Here is a 12,445-nt window from a genome sequence, read left to right as displayed (position 1 = left end):
CAACTAGTATGAAATTATTATATCACAACGGCTTTCTCTCTGTCTAATTAATCTACTGAGAGGGGGTAAAGCCTGGGAGAGAATGGCGATGCGATATAACTCCATAACCTGATGGCCGGAAGTCATTCGAGGGGGTTTAAAGGCGAAAGCGGCACGGATATCGGTCATGTTTTGCGGGCTTGGCCTTATAATCCAGACAACAAGCTCGGCAACAAAAAACACCGCGCGAGCTTCGCGCGGTGAGCAAAGGATGGTCATGGGAGTCGCATTGTCGTGTCAAGGGCTCAACCATTCCCGCACCACCTGTTGCAATAACGAATCGGTCGCGGATTTGGTTCCTAGTTGATCCCACAATTGCAATTGGCATTCGCGTTGCACTTGCAGCCGGCAAGGGAGGCACCAATAGACCGTAGGGCGTGATTCTTGTCCGGCTTTGGTCCATTCCGGCTCATTAATCCATTGGCCACAGTTGGCACAACGACGACGCGTCATGGTTAATCCCTCCTTATCTCGTGATTACTTACTAGTATGAGAGGGGGATAATTGCGCATCAACGATTCCGCTAATGGCAGAAAAATCATAATTCCCAGGTTATTATTTTTATCGGTCGTTCAGTATGGTTCCTGATCCGATGGAACGAATGGGCGCGCGGCCGACATCGAGTTGGCTTAAGACCGGAAGAGGCGTAAGGGGAAGCGCGCGTGATAGCGCTAATCCGGCGGCTCCAATAGCGACCATGTCTGGGTCGGCGGCAAATATCTCTACGTTTTTGTTGACGCCAATGGCCCGTTTGCGCAGAACGGAGGTGATTTCGGGTAGAATCCATCGCGACGCGCGGGCGATGGTGCCGCCGACGATAATGTAGCGAGGATTTAAGGCGTTGAGGATATTGGCAATGCCGATGCCCAAGTAGTGGCCCACTTGTCTGAAGGCCTCCTGAAAGCGTGGATCGTCGGGGGCGTTAATCAGGGCAGAATCCATAAAAGAGGGCGCAAACGGGTCTCCATCAGGAACGCCCTCTTCTTTTAAATAGCGCGCTAAAGCGCGTTCGGACGCGTATAACTCCCAGCACCCGTAGCTGCCGCACGCGCAAAGCAAGCCCATCGCGTCGATGGTAGTGTGTCCCCATTCACCAGCAATACCATGGTGCCCGCGAACCAATTGCCCCCCTAAAATGAGACCGGCGCCAACACCGATTCCCGCATTGATAAAGACGAGGCTCTCCACAGGGCGACGCAAAAACTCTGCCCAGGCTCCGCAATTGGCATCGTTGTCGATCGCTACGGGCAGCTGCACACGGCTGGCCAGGGCGTTCGTAAAATTCCAATTTTGTACATCAACATTGGGCAAATAATGAACGTGGCCGGTTTGATAGTTCACCATGCCGGGTAAGGCGATCCCCACCCCAAACACCCCGTGGGCGCTTGGGGGACATTGAGCGGTAATGTCGCGGACATGCTCCGTAATCACCTGCAGCATGACTTCGCGAAACGCCCCGTGGCTCGCTGGACGCAATGACGAAAAGCGCCGATCCAATACGTGGCCGCGCGCGTCCGTCAGTACGGTTTTAACCGATGAAATTTGGACATCGACGCCAATGCTGAACCCCGTGCGGGCATTGAATTGAAGAATGATGGGCCTGCGTCCACCCGAGGAATTGCCTTGCCCGATTTCCGAAATATATTGTTCGAATAATAATTCATCAACTAACGACGAAACCGTGGCGCGATTAAGGCCGGTCAGTTTGGCAATGTCGGCGCGTGAGACATTTTCGTGGGAATAAATCCACTGCAATACCGTGTACTTATTAAGTTGTCGCATGGTTTGCGCATCGATATTTGTTCGCACGGACGTCGCTCCATGAAAAAAGTTTTATAGTTAATATACCATATCAATTAAGTTATCGAAAACAACGTTCGAACTTTGGTGATTTTGGCCTATTTGCAGAGAAATTAACGAATTTAAATTGGATATTGTCTTCGCTTTGTTTATTTGTTACATTATATCCGCACTAAATGTTGTCTCGGTTGCTAGAACTGTGGAAATTGCCAATAAGTTTGAGGAGGATGCATTAATGGGAACACGTCGTATAGGGATAGGTTTTGCGGCTTTACTTGCGGCCAGTACGGTCGGGTTAGCAGGTTGTGGTTCACAAAGCGCGCAGGCGCCAGCGACCGTCAACAATTCCCCAAAACAGCTTCAAATTTTTAGCTGGTGGACAGGTGTGGCCAGTAGTAAGGCGTTGGCGGCCCTTAACGCTCAGTTCAACAAAGAATATCCCCAGATCAAAGTGATTAACGAAGCGGTGGCAGGAGGAGCTGGATCGAACGCCAAGGCCGTGCTTGCGAGCCGCATGGAGGCCAACAATCCTCCGGGTACATTTCAAGTCCATGCCGGACATGGATCGTTATATTCTTGGGTTCAAGCGGGCGATATGGCCCCATTAAATTCCTTGTACAAGCAAGAAGGTTGGTATCATGATTATCCCGCATCATTGTTGAACTTACTGACCTTCAATGGCAAAATCTATGCGGTGCCGGTCGATATGCAACGAGGCAACGTACTATGGTACAATCCTGCCATTTTTCAAAAATATAACTTAACCCCGCCGACAACATTTACGCAATTCTTTAACGATGCCCAGGTTCTCGAGGCACATCATATTACGCCGTTGGCGTTAGCGAATCATGGGGACTGGGAAGCCACGCTTTTGTGGAGTGATGTTTTATTAGGCACAGTGGGACCTCAGGAATATGATGCGTTATTAAGCGGGAAAGCCTCGTGGAGTAGTCCTGGGGTAACCACGGCGACCCAAACCTTTGTGAAGATGCTGCAGTATACCAACAGTGACTACACCGCATTGCATTGGCAGCAGGCCGATCAATTAGTTGCTCAGGGATCAGCCGCGATGAATGTCATGGGGGATTGGGCGCAAGGCTACTTTACGACGGACTTACATCTAACGCCTGGCAAAGGATTTGGCTGGGCACCTACACCAGGAACTGCTGGCACATTTGCCGTGGTGTCTGACGTCTTCGGACTGCCATCGCATTTAAAGAACAAGACAGCGACGTTAGATTACCTCAAAGTTTTGGGATCCAAGACCGGGCAAGATATCTTCAACCCCTTAAAAGGGACCTTTTCGCCGCGACTTGATGCGAATCCGGCAGACTATGACGCCTATTCGCGTGCTGCGATGCAATCGTACAAGAAGGACAAACTGGTATTAGTCATCGGTCAGGGGGCTGTCAATCCTGGCTTTACGACTGCGGTCAACAATGCGATGGATATCCTCCTGAGCAATCACAATGTTTCGCAGTTCGTGACCGCGTTGGAAAACGCTGCCCAGTCCAATCCATTATCATAAGGCGCTTGGGTCGTCCGTGCGTGCACGGACGACCGGTATTGCTTGTGGCAGGAGGGTTCAGGTTGATTAAACATGCTATAAAAGACACTCCGAGCTCCATTCCGACATTGCCTCAACCGCGTCGGCGTTGGTCCTGGGATAAAGCGTCGGCGATTTTAGTGTTGGCACCGTCGTTGGTCGCCTTAGGGATTTTTGTCTATGGTTTTATTTTTTGGAATGGCTATATTTCTTTGACGAACTGGAACAGTTACATTCCGAATTTTTCTTATGCGGGTCTGGCAAACTATCTCGCGGTATTTCGGACCTTTCGATTTCAGTCCGACATTCGCAATATCATTGTCTTCACAACCTTGTTTATTTTGGGCTGTCTCAGCCTCGGACTTTTTCTCGCGGTGCTGATTGACCAGAAGATTCGCTTCGAAAGCCTCTTTCGCAGCATCTTTATTTTTCCTATGGCGATTTCATTTGTGGCTACAGGGGTAATCTGGGCGTGGGTATTAAATCCGCAGCCTAACGCTGGGGTCAATCTGATCTTGCGCGCCTTGGGCGATAAACATCCTCCGACATGGTTTCTCAGCCCTCTCATTATTCCGTCGCTGGGTTGGGGCCAAATTAAAGTCGGCGTTCCCTTAGCCTTAGTGGCCGTCGCCATCGCCGCAGTGTGGCAAATGTCGGGATTCGCTATGGCCATTTATTTGGCGGGCTTGCGGGCAGTACCTGAAGAAATCAAGGAAGCAGCCCGCATTGATGGAGCGGGTTCGTGGCGTTTGTTCTGGTCCGTCATTTATCCGCAGTTGGCCAGTTCAACGGTCACCGCTGTCATCATTCTGACGGCGGCGTCGTTGAAAGTGTTTGGGCTGGTCTATGCCATGACAGGACCGGGTCAAGATTTTAGTACGGATATGCCGACCTTAAACATGTTTGATACGACGTTCCAAGGGAGTCAGTTTGCCCAAGGCGCAGCCATTGCCACTATCTTGTTTTTACTGATGGCGGCCTTTAGTGTCCCCTATCTAATCTCGGTGTTGCGGCGCGAAAATCGAGAGGAGGAGATGTGATGGCACTAAGACGTCTGAATCGGTCTATCCTTTATCTCGTGCTTACCGTGTTTGCCATTCTCTATCTCATGCCGGTCTATCTCGTTGTGACGACTAGCTTAAAAGCGGGTGCAGCTCTGCATTTGTCGCAGATGTGGGATCTACCGACGCACTGGAGTACATCAAGTTTAGTTTCTGCATGGCAAAAATTAGGCCCAAACTTCCTTAATAGTGTCTATCTTGCTGTGCCCGCGACCGTGATTTCGTCGCTCATTGGAGCGGTGAACGGATATTCTTTGGCGAAGTGGAAATTTCGCGGCGCCAATGTGGTGTTTTTCATTATTCTTATGGGGATGTTCATTCCCTATCAGGCCGTGCTCATTCCGGTATTGCGGGTTTTAGATGCGATTGGATTATACGGCACGATTCCCGGTCTTATTCTGGTGAACGTGGTCTATGGAATTCCCATTACGACTCTTATTTTTCGAAACTTCTATGCAGCGATTCCGGCCGAAATGATTGAAGCCGCCCAAATTGACGGCGCCGGATATTGGGGTATTTTCCGCCGTATTATCCTGCCATTATCCGCTGCAGGGTTTGTGGTGGCCGGTATTTGGCAATTTACGCAAATCTGGAACAACTTCTTATTTGCGGTCGCGATCACCGTACCTCCGCACCAACCGGTGACGGTTGCGGTGGTGAATATTGCCGGAAGCCAAACCATTCAGTGGAATGTCCAGATGGCTAGTGCGCTGATGGCATCCATTCCGACCTTGGTCGTGTATATCTTTTTGGGCAAGTATTTTGTTCGGGGTCTTTTAGCCGGGTCCGTGAAGGGTTAGATGCTGCGATACAGTGCATGATGATAGGCGAGTTATGGGGATCAAAGAGGATAGGGGCGTGCGCCCCTATCCTCTTTGATCTGCTGACTTTCGGCGACGATCAGACGCTAAGATCAAACTGTGGAATACTAAGAATGCAAAGGATACCTCGTTGAAGGAGGAAGGTGATGGCGCCAGCAAGCCCAGAGTGGAGGGATTTTGATGCGGTGGTGTGTGCATGGGAACGGCTGTGGGCCGAATATAAGGTGGGTCGATGGTCGGGGTTCAAAGAATCAACAGAGGTGGGTCACCATCCCTTTTGGGCCTATAACTGGAGTTTTGGTGCATTGTTGTCGGCCTGTGGTAAACTTACGTGGTTGCCAGATGGCCGAACATTGGTTGAAGAGGTCGAAGGGGACCTTCTTGCTTCGGTGCGGACCTATGAGTCTGGGGATGGCCTTATGGACAGTATTCCTCATCAATCTGACGAGTTTCCGGGTGGCATCTACTTCGACGATAATGCCTGGATTGGTTTAGCTGCCCTTGACTTATATGAAGGATTACGGCATAAGCCGTGGCTTGAGATAGCGCAAGGTCTCTATCAAGGCATTGTGTCCCGCGGCCTTGATGTGGGCAGTGGAGGGATATTGTGGCGTCAAATCCCCCCTCGGACAGTTCATGTGTGTTCGACTGGCCCCACCTTATTGTTAGGACTGCGTTTATGGCGGCTGGCTCAGGGTGACGGTCGAGGAATTGATCCGAAAATGTTGGCCATGGAGCAGTGGGTTCGTTCCATGCAGCGCGCGGATGGGTTGTTTAACGATCATGTAGATTTGGTTTCAGGGCGCGTTGATACACGGGTGTTTACGTATAATGCTGGCACGCCTTTAGAAGCGTATATGCATCTTGCGGCAGTGGACGTTTTACGTGCACCCTTATGGAAGGACCGTGCCATGTCGGTTTTGCGGGGCCTGCCGCTATTTTTTCACGAGACGGGCAGATATCCCTGTACGCCTTGGTTTAATGTGGTTCTCTTGCGCGCGCTTCTTCAAGCGGCAACTGCTTTCGATGTGTCTGCATTCGTTCAGCCATTTATGCTTGCGATAGAAGAATCGTGGGACGCATTTCTCCATACGCGGGAATGTTTGAGCCTAGCGTGTCTTCGTGACGAACCGATCACGCGTTTATTACGTGACAAGGCTGCCGCTTTAGAAACGCTCGTGCTACTGCATCACTACGCATACGCTTGACAAATACAGGAAACCGGAATACATTGTGAATGAAATCACAAAAGGAGTGGGTGATGACGATGGCAGCCAAGAAATCCGTTACGTATGGAGTATTGTGGACGGGACGCCAATGGGGGGACCCTGTGGTGTTTTATCGCGTGCAGACGAATGAAAGCTTTCGGGTGCTGCAACAATATTTAATGAGTCATACAGAATGGGAGAGCCGTTTTCATTGGAGCCCGAGGCGGTGGCGGCACTATCAGCAGGAGTTAACGCGTCAAGGCATTCCCTGGATGGTCTATGAAGAAACGCGTACGGGATGGCGCGTGAGCACGAAGACACCTGCGCCACCATGGCTAGGGGAACACAAAACGGTCAGTCTCCAGTCTCTAAAGGTCTCATGACAAGGCACCCCGGCAAGCAGGTCAAAGAGGTGGCGGGTGGCTCTTCGCAATCCTCAGAGATTTGAACAGAAGTCCTCATTGGGAGGATGGGTTGGCTTCTGTTCAGGTCTGTGGGGATTTCCACCGCATCAGGTGATCTGGTGTGTAAGCACGAGAAGACCATATTATTCCGCCGCGTGTGCGTGGGGGTCTTTCCGTTCCGTCAATGTGCCATTTTTGTCGTCAGACGTTTCTCTGTGTTACTTTTTGCCTACCGTGCAACAAGATACCCCCGCGTCGATACTAGGTTACAAAGTTTCTGTCCGCTTTGTCTTGACGGGCAGTCCTACGCTTAAGATGCCGCTTAGTGCACTGGCCATTGTGAGGGCGACAAACAGCACAACTAGGGTGTGAGTGGCCTCAAAGGCTTGGGCGAGAACAACCGAAGAGGCTATAGTGCCCACATAGCGCAATAAGCTATAGAGCCCCGAAGCGGTGCCAGACTGATGCGCGGGAGCGAGTTCCAAGAACATTTGTTGGAGAACGACATTGGTTACGGCGAAGCTTAGACCCAAAAGCACTAAGGAGAGGCCAATCCAGATTAAGGAGGCCCAAGACTGGCTCCACAGTATAAGACTTGCAGCAACCAGCAGAATGCTTGATAGGAGAATAGGCGATCGACGGCTTTGGGAACGCGCCAAATATCCACCGAGGGGAGAAGCTACCGCTAGCGTGGCGGCAAAAAGTAAAAGCATGAAACCACTCATACTCACGGATAAATGCCTATCGGTTTCTAAAAAAATGGGAATCCCATACAACGCGAGATACATAACCAGGTTGGTTAATAGGGTAATCAGGGCAGCCAAGGTAAATGCGCGGCGCAGAAACCACCGAACGGGGATTGTGGGATAGTCATGACGCTTTTCGGCCACGATTAACACCACGAGAATCATTAGTCCACCTAAGCTCGCCACCACACTTGCCTTATTTGTTGCTTGCAGAAACGCGAGCATGAGCAACACAAAGAGAACGCTTCCGAGAACGTCTTCGTGGGGTTTGACCGACGATGATGGCCGGGTTGTGTGAGGAATACTGATGGCCAGTAAGAGACCTGTGGCGATCGCGATGGGGATATTGAGCCAAAAAATTGCTTGCCATCCGAAGTGCGCGATGAGCAGCCCTCCTACGGGGGGACCGACTGCCAAAGCGATGCCGGCTGCCATTCCAATCCATCCTAAGATTGTGGGCAGGCGTTTCGTTTGCCATTGGCGTACTAATCCAATGGCATTGGGATAGACCATGGATGTTCCGATCGCTTGCACTACGCGCCATCCGACAAAAACCCACAATTGATGCGAGAGCGGGGCCAAGATCGCCGTAATCAGCACGAGCGTCAACCCCCAATAAAAGAAACGACGATAACCAAACCGATCGCCCAAGCGCCCCATAATCGGTTGCGCCACAGCGCTTCCCAAATAGTATCCTGACACGATCCAAGTAATGCCTTCCGAACTGCTGTGAAAGGCCCGCAGGAGAATGGTTAAACCGACGGAGATGGTTGCGGAATTTAACGGATTTAAGACCACGGCCATTAAGATGGAAGGAGTAAATCCCCACCGTACAGGTCTCGCTGTTTCACGACTGCTATCCATCTGGGCCTCCTTGCACAGCTCTTAGTGTACCAAACACGGTGAAAAATTTCTTCAACAGCAATATGCATATATGAAAACCTATTAATATTCACAGATAATAACTTTATGGTATAATAAAGTTGGGAAAGGAGGCCAGTGGCTGTGGATGCTATGTATGCGTTTAAGGCCGAACTATATAAAACCTTGGGCCATCCTATCAGATTGCGGATTTTAGATCTCTTGCGAGATGGGGAGCGAAGTGTGTCTGAGCTGCAACAGGCTTTGAACATTGAGCCGTCGTCCGTTTCTCAGCAGTTGGCAGTACTACGTTCGCATCATCTGGTCGAATCGCGCAAAAGCGGCACGAATGTGTTTTACAGTGTTCCAGACGTGTTGATCTTTGAGTTGTTGGACATCGCGCGTTCGATATTTCAACATCAAGTCGACAGCATGAATTCGGTATTACGTTCTCAACCCTAGAGGATGGCACTGGCCGTGTGGTCTCGACCGAACGAATGGAGAATGTCAGGTTATGTTAGTAATGGGGCTTTTACTGAGTGGACTCATGATAATGGTTCTTGCCTGGTATGAACAAGGGGCCCGAATCGCGTACATCGCCTGGAGTGTCGCCTTAGTTGTCGTGGCCCTTTTGGGGCTGTGCGATCCGACGTTATCGTGGCTTCAGGGGTCTCAATGGGCCCTAACCCCTTTGCGATCGTGGTTTCTTTTCCTATTAGGGGTGGTAGCGTTGGCCGCTTCTATTTACACCTTAGGTTACCGTTTGCATCATCCATTATGGAGCGCCTTTTGGACTCCGTTATTTTTGGTCAGCATGGTCGGGGTGTTAACAGCCCAAAATCTTTGGGGGTTCATGACGGCATGGGAAATCATGGCGTTGTCCTCTTTTTTCTTAGTCATATCGCACCCTGAACGACCCGGTGTCGTCAAGGCCGGATACGTTTATTTGGTCATGTCGCAAGTGAGCGCCATGCTCATTGTTTTAGGATTGTTGCTGATGGCCTATCAGGTACAGTCGGGTGAGTTTGCAATGTGGGCGATAAAAGCCCATGAACTCTCTGGGCCTGAAAAAAATGTGATCTTTGGCCTCTTAACCGCAGGATTCGCCATCAAAAGCGGTGTGGCTCCTTTTCATATATGGCTTCCGCGGGCGCATCCGGCAGCGCCGGCACCGGTATCAAGTTTAATGTCGGGCGTCATGATTAAAGTGGCCGTTTTTGGCATTATACAGTTTGCCATTATGGATTTGGGCCCCGCGAACGGCGCTTGGCCTATGGTCTTATTCGTCATTGGGGCTCTTTCAAGCCTCCTCGGGGTGTTATATGCCCTAATGGAAAGAGAGTTCAAGAAATTTTTAGCCTACAGCAGCATGGAAAACATGGGGATTATTTTTATGGCTCTAGGCATCATGGCGGCGGGACTCGACTGGCATCGCCCGAGTTTAGAGGTGATTGGCGGCGTGGGTGCCCTGCTTCATGCATTGAATCATGCCTTGTTTAAGAGTCAGTTGTTTTTGATAGCGGGTGGGGTAGAGCAGCACACAGGCCGTTTGACTATGGACCAATTAGGGGGCTTGATTCACACCTTGCCCGGCATTGGGCTGTCTTTCGTGATGGGAGCCATGGCAATCAGCGGCTTGCCGCCGTTCAATGGTTTTGTCAGCGAATGGCTCGTGTTGCGGGGGATGTTGTTGATGACCTTGCAATCTCCTGTGCTTGTTCGCGTGACAGCGTTGACTTTGGCCTTAATATTGGGGTTGATCGCAGCTCTGGCGGGCATGGCCTTTGTGAAGGCGGTGGGCGTTATGTTTCTTGGACAGGCGCGCCAGCCATTACCTTATACATCTCTTCCACGAACCATGGGGGCGCCTGTTCTTGTGCTGGGCGTCATTTCATTGTTGTTAGGCATCTTTCCCGGACCTGTCATTGCATTCATCGCTCGACGTCTCTTGGCAACGCGGGCTAGCTCGGGCGCCCTATTGGTACCGGTTCACGTCATAGTGGTTGCGAGTATGCTCCTTCTGGGGATTGGTATCGCAGCGATTACCTCACGCGTTTGGGATGCACCGGAAGTGCCGCGCTGGGGAGGGGGGCGCCAAACGAATCCGGCTATGCAATTTTCTGCGGCCTCTTTTACCAAGGCGATTCGAACCACTTTTGCGGTGATTTACCGGCCCCATCGCCATCTCGCCCGGTTGGGGCCCTATCGTGAGGATTTTCCTGAACGCATTGTCTATCAAGGGGGAACAACGCCAACGTGGGAACGGTATCTATATCGACCTGTGTCTCAAGCTATTTGGCGCATCGCCCAATATAGTACCCGGGTACAAGCGGGGCCTGTCCGACTGTACTTGACGTATTTGCTGGTGACTATCGGGGTCCTGTTGCTGACGCTGCGCTAAGGAAGGGGACAAATCATGGAGTGGTGGGGACAAGCAATCAGCATGGTCGCATCGATCGCCCTAGCGCCGTTGTTGGTAGGCCTCAGTCAGACGACGAAGGCGCGAATTCAAGGGCGCATGGGCCCGTCTGTGTTCCAAGCGTACCGCATTTTGTGGAAGACTTGGCATAAAGAAACGACCGTACCCCAAGACAGTTCCTGGATATTTCGTTTGGCTCCGAGCGTTAATGTGGCTACTATGCTCGTCATCGTTACTATGCTGCCGTGGACGGGAAAATTGCCATCTTCCTGGCCGCATAATGCGCTTGTTCTATTCTTTTTGCTGGCAGTGGAACGATTTTGGAGCGCCTTGGCCGGCATGGATAGTGCGGGAGCCTTTGGCGGGTTGGGAGCTAGCCGGGTGTCAACGGTGGGAAGTGGCATTGAGCCTGCCCTGTTAGCGGCATTTGGCGTGCTCTGGGTCGTGAGCGGTCATACGGCCATCGCGCCGTTAGCCCCTTGGCTACGACACCAAGCCTTAGGTATTCTGCCTTGGATATTGGCCGCATCGAGCTATGTGCTGGTATTGCTAGCTGAAACAGGACGCTTGCCGGTGGATAATCCCGATACCCATTTAGAGCTAACGATGATGCACGAAGCGACCGTATTGGAATATAATGGGCGATTTCTTGCGGAGCAGCAAATGGCTGGTGCGCTCAAATTCACCGCCCTTATCGGATTAGGATGGATTTATTTAGGCCCGGTGATGTCCTCTGTGTGGGCGAACCTTTTCATGCGTGTTGGGGAATTAGCCGTTACGAGTATGGCGTTAGGATGGGCAGAGAGCCGTTTTGTGAAATTACGGTATTTTCAATTGCCAACGTATTTTGCCATGGCGACCGGGGTGGGACTATTGGCATTTTATCTTGTGGCGTCGGGGAGCGTGAGCTAAGGTGGCAACCGCGGGGCTATTGGTCTTTTTGGCGGCGGGTGGTTTGTTGTGGTCTCGCAATATTGCTCGTGGGATTTGGTTTTTGGTTTTCGAGGGAGGAGCACTTGGGGTCATGGTTTGGACATCCGGCCCATTGACCCTAGCGGTCGCGGTGATTGGGGCGGTCACTATGATAGTGAAGGCAGGTCTGATTCCTTATGTCATGCATCGCGTGATGCATAGGTGGCCCCAAGAATTTCGCCAAGATTCTTCTTTGCCTCTTTGGGCCTATGGCATGGCGGCCCTGTTGGTATTAGCGGTTACGCATGCGATGCATCTATTAGCGTCTACTGGAATTATGTTACATCAGGCGCTCTTTTTCTATGGATTGGCCACGATCCATTGGGGTCTATTAATGGTTGTGAGTCGCAGGCACGTCCTCTCGCAAGTCGCCGCCTTGGTTAGTGTCGAAAACGGGTTGGTTATCTTGGCTGCCTCTGTGGCGGGGGCATTGCCCACCTTTATGGAGCTAGGTATGTTAGGAGACTTACTTGTTGCGGCGGGGTTATTGGTTTGGATGAGCTGGCGCATTCATCATCACCTTCAATCCACCGATGTGGCGACCTTGAAGCAGCTGAGGGGGTAACAA

General features: G+C 51.2%; 12 protein-coding genes. 9 read left to right on the top strand and 3 right to left on the bottom strand.

Annotated features, from left to right (window positions below; translation table 11 throughout):
* Positions 1-276: 276 nt before the first annotated feature.
* A complete protein-coding gene (locus CO251_RS05345; RefSeq protein ID WP_103374772.1) occupies positions 277-492 on the bottom strand; it encodes a hypothetical protein in 216 nt (71 codons plus the stop codon).
* A gap of 108 nt (positions 493-600) precedes the next feature.
* Positions 601-1,848 (bottom strand): ROK family transcriptional regulator, encoded by a 1,248-nt coding sequence (locus tag CO251_RS05340; RefSeq protein WP_103374771.1) that lies wholly within the window; start codon positions 1,846-1,848, stop codon positions 601-603.
* Positions 1,849-2,074: 226 nt separating this feature from the next.
* On the opposite strand from CO251_RS05340, the gene CO251_RS05335 reads away from it, so the two are divergent.
* From CO251_RS05335 to CO251_RS05315, 5 genes are all read left to right on the top strand, one after another.
* Complete coding sequence (locus CO251_RS05335) at positions 2,075-3,367, top strand: ABC transporter substrate-binding protein (RefSeq protein ID WP_103374770.1); 1,293 nt, start codon at positions 2,075-2,077, stop codon at positions 3,365-3,367.
* A gap of 62 nt (positions 3,368-3,429) precedes the next feature.
* The gene (locus tag CO251_RS05330; protein WP_173677070.1) at positions 3,430-4,425 is read left to right on the top strand and encodes a carbohydrate ABC transporter permease; all 996 of its coding nucleotides are present in this window, start codon (positions 3,430-3,432) and stop codon (positions 4,423-4,425) included.
* On the top strand, positions 4,425-5,246 hold the full coding sequence (locus CO251_RS05325) for a carbohydrate ABC transporter permease (protein ID WP_173677069.1): 822 nt from the start codon (positions 4,425-4,427) through the stop codon (positions 5,244-5,246). Before CO251_RS05330 ends, CO251_RS05325 begins: the two co-directional genes overlap by 1 nt.
* A gap of 167 nt (positions 5,247-5,413) precedes the next feature.
* Positions 5,414-6,475 (top strand): glycoside hydrolase family 76 protein, encoded by a 1,062-nt coding sequence (locus CO251_RS05320; RefSeq protein WP_103374768.1) that lies wholly within the window; start codon positions 5,414-5,416, stop codon positions 6,473-6,475.
* A gap of 59 nt (positions 6,476-6,534) precedes the next feature.
* Entirely contained in the window at positions 6,535-6,858 is a 324-nt protein-coding gene (locus CO251_RS05315; protein WP_146038991.1) for a hypothetical protein, read from the top strand.
* A gap of 287 nt (positions 6,859-7,145) precedes the next feature.
* Here CO251_RS05315 and CO251_RS05310 read toward each other — a convergent pair whose 3' ends face one another.
* On the bottom strand, positions 7,146-8,489 hold the full coding sequence (locus tag CO251_RS05310; RefSeq protein WP_103374766.1) for an MFS transporter: 1,344 nt from the start codon (positions 8,487-8,489) through the stop codon (positions 7,146-7,148).
* Positions 8,490-8,639: 150 nt separating this feature from the next.
* Between CO251_RS05310 and CO251_RS05305 the strand changes: the two genes are divergently transcribed.
* The 4 genes from CO251_RS05305 to CO251_RS05290 are packed head-to-tail and all read left to right on the top strand — an operon-like array spanning position 8,640 to position 12,442.
* The gene (locus CO251_RS05305) at positions 8,640-8,948 is read left to right on the top strand and encodes a helix-turn-helix transcriptional regulator (RefSeq protein ID WP_173677071.1); all 309 of its coding nucleotides are present in this window, start codon (positions 8,640-8,642) and stop codon (positions 8,946-8,948) included.
* 52 nt (positions 8,949-9,000) lie between these two features.
* Positions 9,001-10,887 carry a proton-conducting transporter membrane subunit gene (locus tag CO251_RS05300; protein ID WP_103374764.1) on the top strand — a complete coding sequence of 629 codons (1,887 nt, stop codon included), beginning with the start codon at positions 9,001-9,003 and terminating at the stop codon, positions 10,885-10,887.
* A gap of 15 nt (positions 10,888-10,902) precedes the next feature.
* Complete coding sequence (locus tag CO251_RS05295) at positions 10,903-11,817, top strand: respiratory chain complex I subunit 1 family protein (RefSeq protein ID WP_103374763.1); 915 nt, start codon at positions 10,903-10,905, stop codon at positions 11,815-11,817.
* Position 11,818: 1 nt separating this feature from the next.
* Complete coding sequence (locus CO251_RS05290) at positions 11,819-12,442, top strand: hypothetical protein (protein WP_103374762.1); 624 nt, start codon at positions 11,819-11,821, stop codon at positions 12,440-12,442.
* Positions 12,443-12,445 lie beyond the last annotated feature (3 nt).

The sequence above is a fragment of the Sulfobacillus sp. hq2 genome, from assembly GCF_002903155.1.
In the GTDB taxonomy this organism is placed as follows: Bacteria; Bacillota; Sulfobacillia; order Sulfobacillales; family Sulfobacillaceae; genus Sulfobacillus; species Sulfobacillus thermotolerans.
This window is presented reverse-complemented; position numbering and strand designations above follow the sequence as displayed.